13 protein-coding genes are annotated in these 17,895 nt (G+C 68.6%); 9 read left to right on the plus strand and 4 right to left on the minus strand.

Annotated elements, in window-relative coordinates:
* Window positions 1-29 precede the first annotated feature (29 nt).
* Genes OG876_RS05340 through OG876_RS05360 form a run of 5 tightly spaced genes read left to right on the plus strand, consistent with a single transcriptional unit; the run spans window position 30 to window position 10,026 of the window.
* Entirely contained in the window at window positions 30-5,225 is a 5,196-nt protein-coding gene (locus OG876_RS05340) for a hypothetical protein (RefSeq protein ID WP_328523632.1), read from the plus strand.
* Between the two features lie 29 nt (window positions 5,226-5,254).
* A complete protein-coding gene (locus tag OG876_RS05345) occupies window positions 5,255-6,538 on the plus strand; it encodes a multicopper oxidase domain-containing protein (protein ID WP_328523633.1) in 1,284 nt (427 codons plus the stop codon).
* Window positions 6,539-6,551: 13 nt separating this feature from the next.
* On the plus strand, window positions 6,552-8,546 hold the full coding sequence (locus tag OG876_RS05350; protein WP_328523634.1) for a multicopper oxidase domain-containing protein: 1,995 nt from the start codon (window positions 6,552-6,554) through the stop codon (window positions 8,544-8,546).
* Between the two features lie 29 nt (window positions 8,547-8,575).
* A complete protein-coding gene (locus OG876_RS05355; protein WP_328523635.1) occupies window positions 8,576-9,547 on the plus strand; it encodes a multicopper oxidase domain-containing protein in 972 nt (323 codons plus the stop codon).
* Window positions 9,544-10,026, plus strand: a complete 483-nt coding sequence (locus tag OG876_RS05360; RefSeq protein WP_328523636.1) for a hypothetical protein — start codon at window positions 9,544-9,546, stop codon at window positions 10,024-10,026. The genes OG876_RS05355 and OG876_RS05360 overlap by 4 nt, the downstream gene beginning before the upstream one ends.
* 3 nt (window positions 10,027-10,029) lie before the next feature.
* On the opposite strand, the gene OG876_RS05365 is transcribed toward OG876_RS05360, so the two are convergent.
* Together OG876_RS05365 and OG876_RS05370 are read right to left on the minus strand one after the other, a co-directional pair.
* Window positions 10,030-11,124, minus strand: coding sequence for a sensor histidine kinase (locus OG876_RS05365; protein WP_328523637.1), 1,095 nt, complete (start codon window positions 11,122-11,124; stop codon window positions 10,030-10,032).
* Window positions 11,096-11,770: a response regulator transcription factor gene (locus tag OG876_RS05370; RefSeq protein ID WP_328523638.1), complete on the minus strand. Its 675-nt coding sequence runs from the start codon at window positions 11,768-11,770 to the stop codon at window positions 11,096-11,098. The genes OG876_RS05365 and OG876_RS05370 overlap by 29 nt, the downstream gene beginning before the upstream one ends.
* Before the next feature lie 254 nt (window positions 11,771-12,024).
* On the opposite strand from OG876_RS05370, the gene OG876_RS05375 reads away from it, so the two are divergent.
* From OG876_RS05375 to OG876_RS05385, 3 genes are read left to right on the plus strand one after another with little or no spacing between them, the layout of a single operon-like run.
* Complete coding sequence (locus tag OG876_RS05375) at window positions 12,025-12,633, plus strand: TetR/AcrR family transcriptional regulator (protein WP_328523639.1); 609 nt, start codon at window positions 12,025-12,027, stop codon at window positions 12,631-12,633.
* Between the two features lie 2 nt (window positions 12,634-12,635).
* A complete protein-coding gene (locus OG876_RS05380) occupies window positions 12,636-13,535 on the plus strand; it encodes an ABC transporter ATP-binding protein (RefSeq protein WP_328523640.1) in 900 nt (299 codons plus the stop codon).
* On the plus strand, window positions 13,532-15,121 hold the full coding sequence (locus tag OG876_RS05385; RefSeq protein ID WP_328523641.1) for an ABC transporter permease: 1,590 nt from the start codon (window positions 13,532-13,534) through the stop codon (window positions 15,119-15,121). The genes OG876_RS05380 and OG876_RS05385 overlap by 4 nt, the downstream gene beginning before the upstream one ends.
* Here the strand turns inward: OG876_RS05385 and OG876_RS05390 are convergent.
* Together OG876_RS05390 and OG876_RS05395 are read right to left on the minus strand one after the other, a co-directional pair.
* A complete protein-coding gene (locus OG876_RS05390) occupies window positions 15,118-15,897 on the minus strand; it encodes a DUF1206 domain-containing protein (RefSeq protein WP_328523642.1) in 780 nt (259 codons plus the stop codon). The two genes, OG876_RS05385 and OG876_RS05390, sit on opposite strands and share 4 nt — an antisense overlap.
* A gap of 30 nt (window positions 15,898-15,927) precedes the next feature.
* The gene (locus tag OG876_RS05395) at window positions 15,928-16,923 is read right to left on the minus strand and encodes a stage II sporulation protein M (protein WP_328523643.1); all 996 of its coding nucleotides are present in this window, start codon (window positions 16,921-16,923) and stop codon (window positions 15,928-15,930) included.
* A gap of 81 nt (window positions 16,924-17,004) precedes the next feature.
* On the opposite strand from OG876_RS05395, the gene OG876_RS05400 reads away from it, so the two are divergent.
* Window positions 17,005-17,889, plus strand: coding sequence for an RDD family protein (locus tag OG876_RS05400; RefSeq protein WP_328523644.1), 885 nt, complete (start codon window positions 17,005-17,007; stop codon window positions 17,887-17,889).
* Window positions 17,890-17,895: the final 6 nt, after the last annotated feature.

Genomic DNA, 17,895 nt, shown 5'->3' on the forward strand with positions numbered 1-17,895 from the left:
CAGGTCATGCCGCCGGGAGGGTGGTTCCGATGTCTGCTTCGACCAGCCGTCACGGTCGCTCGTTCCGGATGGTGCGCCGTACGCGGGCGGTGGTGGCACGGGTCGCCGTGCTCGGCCTGATCGCGGCCAGCCTGTCCGGGCTGGCCCTCAGCGGGTCCGCGCCCAAGGCGCAGGCGGCCGCGGCCTGCCCCGCGGCCGGCTGCTCGGTCACGATCGACGCGCGCGACTTCCCGACCGGGACGCCGCTGGCGAACTTCAACTACATCATCAACCTGGACAACACCAAGCTGCCGAACGACCCGAAGTCGCTCAACACCGAGAGCAACAGCCCGATCGTCCGCGAGGGCGACCAGACCCGCAACACGGTCACGCTGCCCGCTGGGCGCTACCTGATCTCGGTCCGGGCGCTCGACCACAAGATGTGGGGCAAGTACATCAACCTGCCCGCCGACGCCGCCGCGGACGGCTCACTGACCGCGCGCGTCGACCTGACCGTCCAGAGCGCGGACCATCCGCTGCCGCTGGGCAAGATCCGCGTCTTCGTGTTCGAGGACAACGCGTGGGCGAACGGCGCACCCGACACCGAGGAAGCCGGCCTGTCCGGATTCCAGGTCGGGCTCGAGGAGCAGACCCACAGCGATGTCACGGTCGACTACAACAACCAGCCGCTGTGCGGCGGACTCTGCCTGACGAACGGCGACGGCTTCAACCTGATCGACAACCTGGGTCCCGCGACGTACTTCATCGACGTCCATCCGCCGGACCGGCCGTGCAACAGTGACCCGAACAGTCGCTGGTACCAGACCACCACGATCGACGGCGGCCTGCAGCTGCAGGCGCCGACCGAAGAGGGTGCCGACGGCACCGGTGCGCCCGGCGAGCAGTTGTGGGAGCCGCCGACGGCCCGGACCGCCTACTGGTTCGGCTTCGTCTGCGCGCCGCAGCCCTTCGCGACCGCCGGCACCGGCGAGATCACCGGTACCGCGCGCAACTGGCAGGGCTGGCCGCCGTTCGACCAGCTGACCCTCGGTGAGCCGGTCGCGAACCCGTTCGTGGCCCTCAGCGACAGCACCACCGACCGCACCGTGTTCATCGGCCAGGGCGACGGCGACGGCAACTTCGACATCCAGAACGTTCCGGCCGGCAGCTACAACCTGTCCCTCTGGGACGAGCAGCTGAGCTACATCATACGGATCCTGCCGGTCACCGTGGCCGCCGGTGGGACGGCTGTGGTCGAGGATCCGGATCCGGTCCATCCGGACGAGCACGGCGTGGGTGTGTCCCGTTGGTTCGGCTGGCTGGACGGTCATGTCTACAAGGACATGAACGGCAACCAGATCAGGGATCCAGGTGAGCCCGGCATCGCGAACACCGACATGGACCAGCGCTGGCGCGACGGCTCGATCAAGGAAGCCACCTTCACCGATCCCTCGGGCTACTACCAGTACCCGACCGCCGAGGGCGGTCCGCTCGGCCGCTGGATCGTCAACGAGCAAGGCTTCGCGCGCTTCGGAGTCAGTGGCGCGGCCCAGCACGACGAGTACGACCCGAGCGTCGTGACGCCGATCCCGACCGACCTCGGCGGCGCCCTGCTCACCAACCAACTGCTGACCGAGGGACACCGCGCCACGGTCGACTGGGGCAAGACCGACTACCCGGCCGGTACGCCGGGCCAGATCGTCGGCATCACGTACTTCTCGACCACCCGGAACGAGTTCGACGCGCGCTTCCAGGCGCACGAGGACTACGAGCCGGCCATTCCCGACGTCACGGTCTACCTGGAGACGCTCGGCGCGGACGGACTCCCGAACACGGCCGACGACGTGGTCGTGAACAAGTACGTGACCGACCACTGGGTCCAGCCCAGCGGCACGCCGCCGGCGAACCCGGCGACGTACGGACCAGGCTGTGCGGTCCGGGACGCGACCGGCGCGGACATCAGCGCCCAGATGAACCCGGACATCGGGCCGAACTGCTTCGAGGTCCCGATCACCGGTGAGCAGACCAAGGACGGCGCGTTCGACGGCGGTTACGCGTTCGCGGACTACTGCCCGAACGGCTACGACCTGACCGCCGACGACGGCACCTGCACCGGCAACACGCAGCCGACGGCACTGGTTGCCGGCACCTACATCACGCACGTCGTGATGCCGACCGACAGCACCGACGACCGGCTGTGCAACCCGGCGGGTGCTTCGCAGCGCGTCAGCCACGCCAAGGGATCGCTGCCCGGCGACGGCAGCGGCTGTCTTTACCGTCCGGTCCGCGAGGAGGACGTGAACGTTGACCTGGGCAACAAGTTCACGCCGGCCATCCCACCGCCGCCGTGCACCGGCGACGACCACGTGATCGACAAGTCCTCGCTGACCCCGCGCAGCAACTACTTCAACGTCCCCGACGCACACGCACCGTTGTGCGACAAGCGGCTGGTCGTCCTGCAGAACAGCCAGAACGCCAACGCCGACTTCAACATGATGACCAACTTCCGCACCGACCCCAACGGCGAGGACCCGGCCGACACCCGCACCGGTGACGTCGCCGAGCCCGGCCGGCTGGTCGGCCAGGTCTTCAACGACATCTACTTCGAGCGCGACCCGAACTCGCCGTGGTACGGCGAACCCCGTCCGATCGGCAACATCCCGGTCGGCATCTACGCCCGCGTCGACACCGCCGGACCCGGCGGCAACGTCAACGCGCCGTACGACGCGAACAACTGGCGGCTCCTCACCACGGTGAAGACCAGCCCGGACGGCTCCTTCGAGGCCCTGGTCCCGTCGACCGAGACCCTGAACTGCCCGATCCCGCAAGGTCCGTGCCCCGGCATGTACCTGGTGAAGGTCGACGACCCCGGTTCCAAGACGGCGCCGAACCCGACCTACAACCCGAATTTGCTCACGGCAACGACTCCGGCCGACGCCTGGCCGGGTCTGACCACCCAGCTCGACCTGCCACTGGACCCGATCTCCGGCACCGGCTGTGAGGACCCCGCCGTCCCGGCGCGGCCCGAGCTGCTGCAGGTCGACAACCCGGTCCGGACGGCCGGACAGCTGATGACGATCCAGGCCGACTTCATCGGTGCGCAGGGCACTGCCACCGGCACGACCGGCGTCCGCGCGACCCTGACGGACGATCGCACCGGTGTCGTCACGACTTTGACCCGGGCCAACGGTGGCATCGTCAGCTGGACTCCAGGCACCTCCGGGACGACCGGCGTACCTGATCAGGTCCAGATCCGGATCCCGAGCTTCGGCCTGACCTTCACGCCTGGACCGAAGCACCTCACCCTGACCACAGCGAACAGTGCGGGCGGAGTGTCGACGGTCAACGGCATCACCGTGCATGTCACCGGAACGTCGCTCGGCATCGCCTACAACCCGAACGTCGTGCCTGTGGCCGCCCCGACGCTCACCGGTCACCAGCTGCAAGCCGCCATCGACGCCGCCCCGGCACGCAGCCTGCTGGTGCTCAAGGCCGGTACGTACAACGAGAACGTCCTGGTCTGGAAGCCGCTGAAGATCCAGGGCCTCGGCCCGGGCGGCATCATCGGCGCGCACGAGTTCCAGGCCCGTGACCCGGAGGACCCGCGGTTCCACGTGCTCGGCTCGGTCATCGACGGCCGCTACTTCCAGCAGAACGCGACCGCGTACGACGCCACCATCGCGGCCAACGCTCCGTACGTCGACGCGGCCCATCCCGTACTGCGGGGTGCTGACGTCACCGTGGTCGCGAAGACGACGACGGCGTACGACCTGACCGGTACGACGACCGCAGTCAACCAGACCGCGTTCAACCGGTCCCGGATCGACGGAGTCGCCCTGATGACCGGCGGATCCGGTGAAGGCGCCGGCGGCATCCAGTTGCAGGCCTCGATCAACAACGAGCGGCTCACCAACAACGTGCTCGAGAACAACGCCGGCGTCGTCGCCGGTGGCATCGGGATCGGGCAGCCGTACGACCACGCCAGCCACAACTTCGACGTGAAGGTCGCGAACAACCGGCTGCTCGGCAACGGCGGTCTGACCCAGGCCGGTGGTCTCGGCATCTTCTACGGCTCGAACAACTACGAGGTGACCGGCAACATCGTCTGCTCGAACTTCAGCGTCAATTACGGCGCCGGCATCTCCCACATCGGGCTCAGCCCGAACGGGAACATCCACGAGAACCAGATCTACTACAACGACTCGGTCGACTCCGGCGCGGGCGTCGCGATCGAGTCCGAGCTGCCGGTGGGCGGCGGTCTCGGTGACGGCACCGGCCAGGTGTCGCTGGACAAGAACCTGATCCAGAGCAACTACTCCGGTGACGACGGCGGCGGCGTGTTCGTGCTCGACGCGCTCAACGGCGTGATCAACATCCGCGACAATCAGATTGTCGACAACGGGTCGGCGGACATCGGCGGCGCGCTGATGCTGGACGACTCGTCCAACGTGCGGATCGTCAACAACACCGTCGCGAACAACGTGGCCACCGCCTCGTCGGAGAACTCGGCGATCGGCGAACCGCACTCGGCGGGCCTCGCATCCGAGGGCAACGACCCGCTGTGGCAGACGGATGCCCGGTATGTCGCGCAGTACCCGAACGCGGCGACCCGGCCGGACTTCTCCCGCCCGGTGGCCCAGTTCAACGACATCTTCTGGAACAACAACGCGTTCACCCTGACCGGGTTCGGTCCGGGCTCCACGCTGGTGGACCAGGGATTCATCGACTTCGAGGTGCACGGGACGACGAACAACGCCGACACGTTCATCCCGCGGTACTCCGACCTGACCAACGGCCAGATCCTCGGGCCGGACGGCGTACAGCGCGCCGTGCCCGGCGGGCAGGGCAACATCATCGGCTCCGACCCGGCGTTCGTCACGCCGTTCACGCTGGAGCTGACGGTGTCCGGGTCCCGGCTCGACCCGCAGACCGCAGCGGTCACCATCACCGGCGCGGATCCGCCGGTCGGACTGACCGGGAACTACCACCTGCTGGGCACCAGCCCGGTCGTGGACCGCGGCGTCCGGTGCTCCAACACCGCCTCGCCGGCTCCGGCCACCGCGCTCAACCCGTGCTCCGCGGGCGCGGTCCAGGCCCCGAGCGGGATGCCCGGCCTCATCGCAGCGCTGAACGGCCTGGGCGACTACGACAGTCAGTACCGGCCGCAACTGCGGACGCTCCGGGTTCGCACTCCGTGGGACCTGGGCGCGGACGAGCTGCCGGGCCTTCCGGTGCCGTTGCCATGAGCACCTATCAGCCTCGGCAGGAGGACACGATGGAACCGCACCCGACCGGCGTCGGACGCCGGGACTTCCTCAAGGCCACCGGCCTGGGTGCACTGGGCACCCTCGCCCTCGGCGGGATCGGCGCCGGAGTGGTCCGCGGCACCGGCGCCGCCGCGGCGGCCACGACCACGCTGGCCCTAGCCGCCACCGACGGGTACGCACAGGTACCCGGACGGCCGGGCAACCCGCTCTACATCTTCGGGTTCATCCCGGTCAGCCCGACGGCCACAGTGGACCAGCTGGTCACGCAGTACAAGGGGCATGCCCAGACCAGCGCGCCGACCATCGACGTCAAGCAGAACGACGACATCAAGATCACCCTCACCAACCTGGGCCTGGTCCAGCGGCCCGACCTGACCGACTCGCACACGGTGCACTGGCACGGCTTCGACGTACCGTCGCCACTGAACGACGGCGTCCCCGAGGTCTCGGTCGCGGTGCCGATCGGCAAGCAACTGACGTACTTCTACCGTCCGCACCGCGAGGGCACGTACATGTACCACTGCCACTTCGAGGATGTCGAGCACGTGCAGATGGGGATGACCGGCATCGTCTTCGTCCGCCCCCTGCAGGACGGTACGACGATCGGCGGGTTCTCGCAGTTCGCGTACAACGACGGCGACGGCTCGACCGGCTACCACCGGCACTTCGCGATCCTGCTCAACGAGTACTGGAAGAACTTCCACGACGGCGACCGGGACATCCAGGAGTCGATCGCGACCGACTACGAGCCGCAGTGGTTCGTCCTCAACGGCCGCTGCTACCCGCAGACCACGCTGCCGAACGACGATCCCGGGTTGCCGCCGACGCTGCGGATCGCGACGCCGAACCCGAACTACGACGATGCTCCGGACTACAGCCTGCCGAACTCGGCGCTGATCCAGGTGAACTCCAACGACCGAGTGCTGCTGCGGCTCGCGAACCTGGGCTACCAGCAGCATGCGATGCAACTGCCGGGGATCCCGATGCACGTGATCGGCCAGGACGCGTCGCTGCTGCGCAACGGCGGCACGGACACGTCGTACTGGACGAACACGCTGTACATCGGTCCCGGTGAGGCCCGGGACGTGGTGTTCGACGCGCCGGCGTACTTGCCGACCCGGCCGTCCGGGAGCGACGGGCGTGGCAGCTACAACGTCTACTACTTCAAGAACCGGGACTGGCGCAGGTTGTCCAGCCTCGGCGCACCCGGCCCGAGCGGAATGATGACCGAGGTACGGGTGTACCAGACCCCGTTGCCCGCGCAGACCGTCGTGAGCCAGACCTATGTCTGAGCAGGAGGCGACGATGACACGCAGCACCTTGCCACGGATCCGCCGTTCACTGGCCGGTCTGGCGCTCGCCGCCGGTCTGCTCGTCCCGGTCGCAACGCTGACCGCCGACGCCCAGCCGGAGGCGGTCCCGCCGATCGGCATGGTCTGTACGACGGGCACGGTCGCGGGCTCGACCACGACGTTCGACCTGGTCGCGTCGGCGGGCACGATCGACACACCGGACGGCAACAGCGTCTTCACGTGGAGCTACTCGCCGGCCGGCGGGCACTTCCAGAGTCCCGGTCCGGTGCTCTGCACCACCCAGGGACAGACGGTGGTCGTGCACCTGCACAACAACTTGCCTGAGGCAACTTCGATCGTCTTCCCGGGCCAGGACGGCACGGTCGCCGCGACCGGCGGCAGCGCCGGCCTGCTGACCACCGAGGCGTCTCCGGCCGGCGACGTCACCTACACGTTCCCGGCCGGCCAGCCCGGCACGTACTTGTACGAGAGCGGATCCGACGTCGCCAAGCAGATCGAGATGGGACTGGCGGGTGCGCTGATCGTGCGACCGACGCTGGGCGCCGACTTCGCGTACAACGACACGGGCACCCAGTTCGCGCCCGCCCGCGAGTACCTGCTGCTGCTCAGCGACATCGACCCCGATCTGCACCACGCGATCGAGGTCGGCGGCACGTACGACGTGAACTCGCTGCGGAACCGGTACTTCGCCATCAACGGCCGCGAATTCCCCGACACGATCCAGGACAACGGCTCCGCCCTGCTGCCGAACCAGCCGTACGGCGCCCTGGTCCGGCTCCAGCCGAGTTCGTCCGCCGACAACCGGCCCGCGTTGATCCGGATGATCAACGTCGGCGCGGTCAACCACCCGTTCCACCCGCACGGCAACCACACCCGGCAGATCGCCCAGGACGGCCGGCTGGTCGCGTCCACCGAGCACTTCGGCGAGACCATCGGCTCCGGGCAGACCGAGGACTTCCTGCTCCGCTGGGACGACGCGGACAACTGGAATCCCACCACGAACCCGCTGCCGGTGGCGCAACCGAACTACCGCAACGTGTTCTTCAAGGACGGCAACACCTGGTACAGCGGATCGCCGTACCTCGGCTACAAGGGCACGCTGCCGGTCGGCACCACCTCGCAGAACGCCTGCGGTGAGTGGTACTTCCCGCTGCACAGCCACGCGCTGAACGAGTTCACCAACTTCGACCAGGGCTTCGGCGGTATGGGCACGCTGCTGCGCGTCGACCCCGCGGGCGGCTGCTTCGGCTCACCGACGTCGTCCTCGCTGATCGGCGCCACGCTCAAGTCCGGCTCGGTCGCCGCGCTCGGGCAATCCGACGACGTCTACTACCAGCTCAACCCGAAGACGACGACCCGGCCGACCCCGACCACCGCGGGACAGCTGTCCATCACAGTCGCCTCGGCCGCCGGTTTCCCCTCGACCGGCCAGTACTACGTACGGATCGACAACGAGATCCTGCTGGTCACCGGCGGCCAAGGCACGACCACCTGGACAGTCAGCCGCGGTCAACTCGGAACCGCAGCCGCGAGTCACCTGAGCGGTGCGGTCGTGACCGCCCTCGCGACCGACTGGTACGCCGCGTTCGGCGGCGTACCAGCCGGAAGCACGAACCTCAAGGTGATCTACGAGGGCCGCAACTGCGGCTCCACGACCGGGACCGCCTGCGTGTCGCTCACCACCAACGTGCCGCAGCAGACAGTCAAGATCTGCAACTGGACGATTGCCGGCGCGGCGGGCTGTAGCTCGGCCACGTCGGCCGGCTGGACCACGCTCCTCGCACCGCCGACGCAGCCACAGGCGGTCGGCTCCACGGACGTCAGCTCTACGTGGACGCTGTCGGGACCGGCGAGCGCCTACGTCGGCACGGGTTCGTACGCCGGCCAGCTCCGGGTGCTCGTCCACACCCAGCGGTACACCGCCCCCGCGCCGACGACGTTCTCGACCTGGGGCGACCTGATGAAGATCGTGTACGACGCGCCATGACCGGGCACGAGTGGCAAAGGAGAGCGGCGATGCGTACATCCGTCCACCGCGGGGCCCGGGTCCTGCTGGTGTTCGTGCTGGCCGTGTTCGGCCTGACCTGTGTGGGTGGCGCGGCCTCGGCGGCGACGGTCGCGATCGAACTGTGCGCCGTACCCGGGACGGCTCCGCTGCCCGGCGGCGGCACGGTACCCATCTGGGGCTTCGGTACGCCGACGACCCCCGGCAACTGCGCGACGGCCACCGCGACCCTGCCCGGGCCACGGCTCGAGGTGACCCAGGGCGACCTGGTCACGATCACGGTCCGGAACGCCTTGCCCGCTGGGCATGTGGTGTCGTTCGAGATTCCCGGGGTGACGTTCAACCCCGGACCGACCGATGCGGCACCCGGGACCGCGGTCAGCCGGACCTTCACGGCCCAGCCGGGCACCTACCTGTACCAGAGCGGCGGCGACGCCGGCCGGCAGGAGGCGATGGGGCTGTCCGGTGCGTTGCTGGTGCGCACGACCACTGCCAACCAGGCCTACGCTTCCGCGACAACGGCGTACGACGTGGAGGCCGTGCTGGTCCTCATGGCGGTCGATCCCGCGTTCAACGCCGCGCCGGAGACCTTCGACCTGCAGAACTTCAGAGCGACGTACTGGCTTGTCAACGGGGCCGCATATCCGGCGATCCCGGCGATCACGGCCGCCGCGGGTCAACGCGTCCTGCTGCGGTACCTCAACGCCGGCTACGACAACACCTCGATGACACTGCTCGGTGCACACCAGCAGGTCGTCGCCCGCGATGCGAGGTTGCTGACGAACCCGTTCAGCGCCAGCACGGAGACGATCCCGGCAGGCGCCACCGAGGACACCGTGATGGTCGTGCCCGCGGGGAGTCCGCCCAGCAGCCACGGCTTCCCACTGTTCAACCGCCAACTCCACCTGACCAGCGGACCTCAGACCAGTACCTCACCGACGCCGCTGACCGGTGGCGGCATGCTGGTCTTCATCCAGCCATGAGCCGCAAACCCAAGGTTCTGGGCGTTCTGACCGGAATCGCTCTGGTCGCCGGTGCACTGACAGGCTGGTTGCTCTACAGCGTCCGGAGCGACCAGTCCGCGGCTGCACCGGCACCGGTCGCACAGATCGCCTGGGGACGTACGCCGGTGGACGCGGACGGTCTCGCGCAACGCAGCGGCGTACGCATCACTCGGGTGGCCGTGACCGGGGGCGGCGGCCTGCTCGACCTGAGGTTCCAGGTGCTGGATCCCAACCGGGCGAACAGCCTGCACGACGCCGCGACGCCACCGGCGGTGATCGACGAGGACACCGGACTCGTGGTGCGCGACCTGCTGATGAGTCACGCACACACCGGCAAGTACACCGCGGGCGAGACCTACTACCTCGTGTTCGAGAACCCCGGCAACTGGATCCGCCGGGGTGCCGAAGTCACGGTGTTGCTGGGCCAGGCGCAGGTGGCACACGTCGTCGTCCGCTGAGCATCACCCGGTGCGCGGGATGCTCAGGACGAAGCGGGCGCCACCGTCGGGACTGGCCATGGCCAGCAACGTGCCGCCGTGGGCATCCGCGACCGCACGCGCCATTGGCAGGCCGAGACCGCTGCCCATCGGACCGTGCTCCGGCCGGCGGTGCCAGAACCGGTCGAACACGAACGGCAGGTCGTCGGGCTTGATCCCCGGCCCCGAGTCGTCGACGGTGATCGCGACGTACTCGGGCAACGACGTACAACCGAGCCGGATCGTGTCACCGGACTCGGTGAAATGCACGGCGTTCTCCACCAGTGCATCGAGTGCGAGCTCCAGCCAGTCCGGATCGACGCGTAGCCGTCCGGTGGGCCGGCACTCGACCAGCCAGATCCTGTCGGGGTTCGCGGTCCAGTTCTGGCCGATCTCACCGACGAGCGCGGTCACGTCAGTCGGTCTGAGGTCCAATTCCTCGCCGGCGTCCAGACGCGCCAGTGCGAGCAAGCGGTTCGACAATGCGGACATCCGATCCAGTTGCCGGAGCGCTACCTCGACGTGCGGTCTGGCCACATCGGTCGACGGCACTGTGCCGGCCAGTTCGAGGTGACCGCGGGCGATCGTGATCGGGGTCCGGATCGCGTGCGAGGTGTCCCGGAGGAATCCGCGCTCACGGTCCAGGCTGGCGCGGCGCTGGTCGGCCATGTGCTCCACCTGCCGCAGCGCCGCGATCCGCCGGCGGGCGTGCCACACCATCGCGACGAACAGCGCCGGCATCAGCGGCACCTCGGCGAGCTCGGCCCCGTCGATGACCCCGTCCACCACCCGGTCGCCGAGGACCCAGCCGGTCGCCCCGGTCACGGCCAGTGCCACCAGCAGGGTCGGCCACAGCGGCCAGACCCGGAACCCGTACACGATGGTGAGGCTGAGGAAGAGGAAGTGGTACGGAATCGTCTCCTCACCAGGCATGCGGGTCATCAGCACGAGCATGGCCAGCATGAAGGCAGCCAGCAGGCAGTCTGTGGTCAGACCGCTGCTCAGCCAGGCGCGGCGTGCGGTCGGGCCGGTCAGCACACCGGCCGCGGCGTCACGCTGTTTGTAGCTGATAGCCGACATTGCGCACCGTCCGGATGACGTCGTTGCGGAGCTTGGACCGGAGCCGGGCGATACACACGTCGACCAGGTTGGTCGCCGGGTCGAAGTCGTAGCCCCACACCTCGGACAGCAGCTCCTGCCGGGAGCACACGGTGTCGGGGTTGCGCATCAGGTGCTGCAGCAGCAGGAACTCCCGCTGCGGCAGTTCGGCGGAGCGCTCACCGATCTGCAGCCGCCGGGTCCGGGTGTCGAGCACGATCTCGCCGACCCGCAGGACCTCCGGCAGCCAGGCCGCGCCGGCGGCGGCCGGCGACAGCAGCCGCGACCGCACCCGGGCGAGCAGCTCCCGGACCACGAACGGCTTGGCCAGGAAGTCGACCGCGCCCTGTTCGAGGCAGGTGACCCGGACCTGCCGATCCTCTGTCGCGGACAGCACCAGGATCCGGGTGGACCGGTCGTGCGTCAGCAAGGCGGTCAGTACTGCCTGACCGTCGAGTCCCGGCATCAGCAGGTCCAGGATCACCAGGTCGGGCTTGGTTGTCAGAGCGAGCCGGAGACCTTCCGTCCCGTCCGTCGCCGTGATCACGTGGAAGCCTTCGGCTTCCAGCGCGCTGCGGACGAAGCCCAGCAGATCGGGTTCGTCGTCGACAACGAGAATCCTGGTCATCGAACCCCCTCCAGGCCGTAGGGCCTCCCCGGGCACGGCCATCCGGCTGCTGCACCCCACAGCCCCGGCCCGGGACCCCCACCGATCCGTGTCCACTGTCATTGTCTGACTACCCCGGACCGGACGGAAGAGGTCAGCCCCTGTCACCGGCTCGGTGGAGTCCGGTTCCCCCCACGCGTGCCACATCCCAGGGAGAGGCTTGACTACACGAGCGTGTAGTAGTTTGCTTTTGTGTGTAGCGAGAGGAGCTGGTGATGGATCGACCGGTCGACGACCTGACCGCGCGGGCGCGGATCCGGGACGCGGCGATCAAGCTGTTCGGTGAGCGCGGCATCGAGGGTGCGTCGATCCGCGACATCGCCGCCGAGGCAGGCGTTTCGTCCGGACTGGTCAGGCACCACTTCGGTTCCAAGGAGGCCCTGCGGGACGCCTGCGACCAGTACGCGCGGGAGCGGATGACCGAGATCGGCGCGGAGCTCACCGATCAGGACGGAGTGGCCGGCCTCGACCCGGCGGCGCTGCACCCGCGTGTCTTCCCGCTGCAGCTCTACCTGGTCCGCTCGATGATGGACGGCTCGGAGACCGCGACCGCGCTGTTCCTCGACGCCGTCGACGTGGTCGAGCAGTGGAGCACCAGCTACGGCATCGAGCCGAGCGACCGGCGGGCCTACGCGGCCGCGCTGGCCGCGATCAAGCTGAGCGTCTTCGTCTTCCGTGACCAGGTCTCGAAGGCGCTGGGCGAGGACATCACCTCACCGGCGGGGTATGCCCGGATCGGCCAGGGGCTGATGGAGGTCTTCACCATCCCGCTGGTCACGCCGGAACAGGCAGAACAACTACGCAAACGCTCTGAGGAGAAGTGATCATGCCGGCTGCGATCAGCACGGAAGGTCTGGTCAAGACGTTCGGGCGGACGCGCGCCCTGGACGGTCTCGACCTCACGGTGCACACCGGGGAAGTGCACGGATTCCTCGGCCCGAACGGCGCGGGGAAGACCACCACGATCCGGATCCTGCTCGGGATGACCCGGGCGACAGCGGGCACCGCACGCGTGCTGGACGGCGATCCGTGGTCGGATGCGACCGACCTGCACCGCCGGCTCGCCTACGTACCCGGCGACGTGACGCTGTGGCCGAACCTGTCCGGCGGCGAGGCGATCGACCTGCTCGGCCGGATGCGCGGCGGCGTGGACAAGAAGCGCAAGGCCGATCTGCTCGACCGCTTCGATCTCGACCCGCGTAAGAAGGCCCGCGCCTACTCCAAGGGCAACCGTCAGAAGGTGGCGCTGGTCGCCGCGCTGGCCTCCGACGTCGAACTGCTGCTCCTCGACGAGCCCACCTCGGGGCTGGACCCGTTGATGGAGGAGGTCTTCCGCGAGGTCGTCCAGGAGGTGAGCGAGCGCGACGGCCGGACGGTCCTGTTGTCCAGCCACATCCTGTCCGAGGTCGAGGCGCTCTGCGACCGGGTCACGATCATCCGCGCCGGCCGGGCCGTCGAGAGCGGCTCGCTGTCCGAGCTGCGGCACCTGACCCGTACGTCGATCCAGGCCGAGCTGGTCGGAACGATGGACGGTCTGGCTCAGCTGGACGGCGTACACGATCTGCGGGTGGACGAAGGGCGGGTGCGGTTCGACGTCGACACGGACGAGCTCAACCCGGTGCTTCGCCGGCTCACCGAGATCGGCGTACGGAGTCTGGTCAGTCAGCCGCCGTCGCTGGAGGAGCTGTTCCTGCGGCTGTACGAGCCGGAGGCGGTTTCGCGATGAAGACTCTTGCGGGGACCGGTGGGTTGATCAGGCTGATCCTGCGCCGCGACCGGATCGTGCTGCCGCTGTGGATCGTGCTGCTGTGCGCGATCTCGATCAGCTACGTGCAGACGTACGGCGATCTGTTCCCGACGCCGGAGTCGAGACTGAAGTACGCGAGCAACGCCGGCTTCATCACCTTGTACGGCGAACTGTCCGGGACCAGCCTGGGTGAGTTCGTCACCTGGCGACTGGGCTTCGTCCCGGTGATGATCGGACTGATCAGCCTGCTCACGGTGATCCGGCACACCCGGGTCGAGGAGGAGACCGGTCGGCGCGAGCTACTCGGGGCAAGTGTCGTCGGCCGGCACGCGCAGTTGGCCGCGGCGCTGCTGGCGACGTTCGGCGCGAATCTGGTGCTCGGCGTACTGCTGGCCCTCGGCATGCACAGCCAGGATCTGCCGATGGCCGGATCCCTTGCCATCGGCATCGAATTCGCCGGCACCGGGTGGATGTTCGCCGCGGTCGGCGCGGTGGCCGCCCAGCTGACCGCGAGCGCCGGGACCGCGCGGGGTATCGCGATCAGCGTGCTCGGTGCGGCGTACGTCCTGCGGGCCGCCGGTGACACCAGCGCGCACACGGACGGACCGCTGGCCTGGCTGGCCTGGCTCTCCCCGATCGCCTGGGCCCAACGGATCCATCCGTACGGCGCCAACCGGTGGTGGCTCGCAGTTCTGGTGCTCGCGGCAACCGTCGTACTCGTTGCCGTTGCCCTCTATCTGTCGGTACGGCGGGATGTCGGCGCGGGACTGTTGCCGGCCAGGCTCGGTCCGGCGGAGGGGCAGCTCGGATCGCCGCTGGCACTCGCGTGGCGGCTGCATCGCGGGCTGCTCGCGGCGTGGACCGTCGGATTCGCGTTGCTGGGCTTGCTGTTCGGCGGCGTGGCCAAGGGTGTGGGCGACATGATGCGCGACGATCCCTCGGTGCGGGAGGTGTTCCAGCGGCTCGGTGGCGCGGCCGGGCTGATCGATTCGTACTTCGCCGGAGTGATGACGATCGTCGGGCTGATCGCGTCGGCGTACGCGGTTCAGGCGACGCTGCGGTTGCGCACCGAGGAGGCGAGTGGGCGGGCCGAGCCGGTACTCGCGACCGCCACGAGCCGGCTGCGGTGGGCCGGGAGCCACCTGGCCTTCAGCTTGCTGGGTCCGGCGCTGGCTCTGCTCGCCGCGGGTGTAGCCGAGGGGATCGCCTATGGCTTGGCGATCGGCGATGTGGGCGGACAGCTTCCGCGGCTGATCGGTGCGTCACTGGCGCAACTGCCGGCCGTTTGGGTGCTGGCTGCGATCGCCATCGCTCTCTTCGGGCTGCTTCCACGCCTGTCACCGATCGCGTGGGCAGGGCCGGCGATCTGCCTGCTGATCGGACTCGTCAGTGGCGGCGTGCAGTTGGCCGACTGGGTGCGAGGCATCTCGCCGTTCAGCCATCTGCCGCAACTCCCCGGCGGGTCCACGTCAGCGGGTCCGCTGATCGCGCTGCTCGCGATCGCCGCCGTACTCGGAGCCGCCGGGCTGGTAGGGCTGCGGCGGCGGGACATACCAGTCGGTTAACGGCGGGCGTTGCGGGACCAGACGAAGGCGTACAGGCCGAAGGCGGCGATGCCGAGGGCGAGGATGGTGAGCAGGACGGAACCGAAGGGTTGGTCCTTGATCGTGCGGAGCGCTGTGTCCAGGCCACCGGCCTTCTTCGGGTCGTAGGCGATCGCCGCCCAGCCGAACAGGGCGCCGACGACGATGAACGCGACCCCCTTCGAGGCGTAGCCGATCCGTCCGAGCAGGATCGTCGTATCCGAGACCCCACCGGTCAGATCCTCGGTGAACTTCTTGGTGATCGCCTTGTAGATGTCGCGGACACCGACGCCGATGATGACCAGACCGATCACGACGATCAGGACCCGGCCCGGTCCGTGCGCCATCAGCTTCGCGCTGAGTGACTCCTGCTGACTGGTGCTCGAACTACTGGACCCGAGGGCGACCTTCACTGCGCTGATGCCGAGGACGAGGTAGACCAGTCCACGCCCGACCGACGAGACCTTCTTCTCGAGGTCCAGGTGACCGTAGGCGAGTTCGAGAGCCCGCCAGATCACCAGCGCGAACAGACCGATCGCGACGATCCAGAGCAGGACATCTCCGAACGGCTTGTCGGCCAGTTCCTGGAGAGCGCCTTGTTGCGATGCCTCCTGCGACGACTTGCCCCAAGCGAGTTGCAGGGCGATCCAGGCGATCAGCAGGTAGACGACCCCGTACGCGATCAGTCCGACGGTGATCGCGATGCCGTACCAACGACTGTATCTGACCTCATTGGCGGTGTTGCTTTGGCTGCTCACTCCAGATCCGGTGCCCAGAGCCGAAACGCTCTATGCGGAGACGGGTGCAGTGGCTTCCCGGTCGGCCGGGTCGATGTCGCCGTACTCGCCGGCGCGGAAGGCGCGGCGGCCGAGGGTCCAGACGTAGACGAAGAACGCGACCTCGGCCAGGATGCCGATCGCGATCCGGACCGGACCGGGCAGGAAGGGTGTGACAAACGCTTCGATCAGGCCGGTGACCAGGAGTACGGCGGCCAGGCCGATCGCCATCCCGACCGTGGCGCGGCCGGTCTGGGCGAGGGCCTGCATCCGGGTGCGCGCGCCGGGCACGACCCAGGCCCAGCCGAGCCGGAGCCCGGCCGCGGTCGCGACGAACACCGCGGTCAGCTCGAGCAGGCCGTGCGGCGTGATCAGGCTGAAGAACAGGCCGCCCTTGTCGTGACTGATCATCAGTCCGGCGCTGACGCCCAGGTTGAGCGCGTTGTCCCAGAGGATGAAGATCGACGGGATCAGCAGGATGCCGAGCGCGAGTACGGCGGCACTCAGCGTGGCGTTGTTGATCCACACCCGGAGGGCGAAGTCCTGGGCCGGGTTCTCCGAGTAGTAGGACTGGAAGTCGTGGTCGACCAGTTGCTGAATCTGGGCCGGCGTTGCGATCGAGTCCACCACCTCCGGGTGGACGAGGATCCGCCAGGCCGCCCAGGCCGCGACCAGGTAGAACAGCAGGCCGATGGTGAGCCACCAGCGTCTGGATGCGTAGAGGGCGGCTGGGAAGCTCACCAGGAAGTATTTCGAGATGTCACGCCAGACGGGGGCCTGTGCACCGGTCACGGCACCACGTGCGTCGGCGATGAGGCCGGAGAGGCGTCCGATGGAGACCGGGTCCGCACCCGCGGCTCTGAGCGCGGCCAGATGGGTGCCGACACGCTGGTAGAGCGTGACAAGCTCCTCCGCCTCGGCACCGGACAGGCGGCGCTGGCGGCGGGTCAGGTAGGCCAGCCGGTCCCACTGCGGCTGGTGCACCGACACGAACGCCTCGACATCCACAGCCGCACCTCCTCCCCTGACTGGCTCCTTGCGCTGGCAGACTAGCTGGACGCGGTGTCTGAGCAGGAGGGGGGCGACAGAGTGTCTCAGCTGGTCACCGGAGAAGCCGTTGTCCTTCAGGTGCGGATCGCGCGGATGCCGACGCGGGCGCTGGCGTGCGCGATCGACGTGGTGCTGCAGGGCATTGTGCTGGTCGTCCTGATCTCGTTGCTGGCCGGCTTCCTGATCGGTGGGCAGGCGAGTGAGGCGCTAGCGGCCGCGTTGATCTTCATCGTCGTCCTGCTCGTCGTGATCGGCTACCGCGTGGTGATGGAGACGCTGACCCGCGGCCGCACGCTGGGCAAGATGGTGCTCGGCCTGAAGGTGGTCCGCGACGACGGCAGTTCGATCCGGTTCCGGCAGGCGCTGGTGCGGTCGCTGCTGTGGTTCTTCGTCGACTTCGCACCCTGGTTCGCGGCCTGCCCGGGGATCGTGGCGAGCCTGATGAACAAGCAGGGCAAGCGCTTCGGCGACATGGTCTCCGGCACCGTCGTCATCCGCGAACGCCACCAGCCGATGGCGTCACCCCCACTCTTCGTCCCCGGCCACCTGGTCCAGTGGGCCCAGTCCCTGGAACTGTCCCGCCTCTCCGACGACCTCGCCAACGCCTCCCGCGACTACCTCGCCCGCTACACCGAACTCCAGCCCGACGCGAGGACAGCGCTAGGCGACGCCCTGGCCTCCCGCATGGCTGTCGTCACCGCGCCCGCCCCACCGGTCCCCCTGATCGCGCCGGCCTACCTCTCCGCCGTACTGGCCGAACGCCGCCGCCGAGAACTCAACCGCCTCGCCCCACCCAGCCCGTACGGCGCACTCCCTCCACCACCTGCCCCCGGCCCTTTCGCCCCACCCCCACCTCTCACCGCCTTCCGTCCGGCCACCCTCAATCCCCAAGGCTGGGCCGCCCCAGGCAGCAACGAGCTGTAAAGCAAA

Source organism: Kribbella sp. NBC_00359, from assembly GCF_036097425.1.
Classification (GTDB): Bacteria; Actinomycetota; Actinomycetes; order Propionibacteriales; family Kribbellaceae; genus Kribbella.

Excerpts from the sequence above, each read along its gene's own strand:
- OG876_RS05340 (WP_328523632.1), top strand. The coding sequence starts at position 30 with ATGTCTGCTTCGACCAGCCGTCACGGTCGCTCGTTCCGGATGGTGCGC.
- OG876_RS05345 (WP_328523633.1), top strand. The coding sequence starts at position 5,255 with ATGGAACCGCACCCGACCGGCGTCGGACGCCGGGACTTCCTCAAGGCC.
- OG876_RS05350 (WP_328523634.1), top strand. The coding sequence starts at position 6,552 with ATGACACGCAGCACCTTGCCACGGATCCGCCGTTCACTGGCCGGTCTG.
- OG876_RS05355 (WP_328523635.1), top strand. The coding sequence starts at position 8,576 with ATGCGTACATCCGTCCACCGCGGGGCCCGGGTCCTGCTGGTGTTCGTG.
- OG876_RS05360 (WP_328523636.1), top strand. The coding sequence starts at position 9,544 with ATGAGCCGCAAACCCAAGGTTCTGGGCGTTCTGACCGGAATCGCTCTG.
- OG876_RS05365 (WP_328523637.1), bottom strand. The coding sequence starts at position 11,124 with ATGTCGGCTATCAGCTACAAACAGCGTGACGCCGCGGCCGGTGTGCTG.
- OG876_RS05370 (WP_328523638.1), bottom strand. The coding sequence starts at position 11,770 with ATGACCAGGATTCTCGTTGTCGACGACGAACCCGATCTGCTGGGCTTC.
- OG876_RS05375 (WP_328523639.1), top strand. The coding sequence starts at position 12,025 with ATGGATCGACCGGTCGACGACCTGACCGCGCGGGCGCGGATCCGGGAC.
- OG876_RS05380 (WP_328523640.1), top strand. The coding sequence starts at position 12,636 with ATGCCGGCTGCGATCAGCACGGAAGGTCTGGTCAAGACGTTCGGGCGG.
- OG876_RS05385 (WP_328523641.1), top strand. The coding sequence starts at position 13,532 with ATGAAGACTCTTGCGGGGACCGGTGGGTTGATCAGGCTGATCCTGCGC.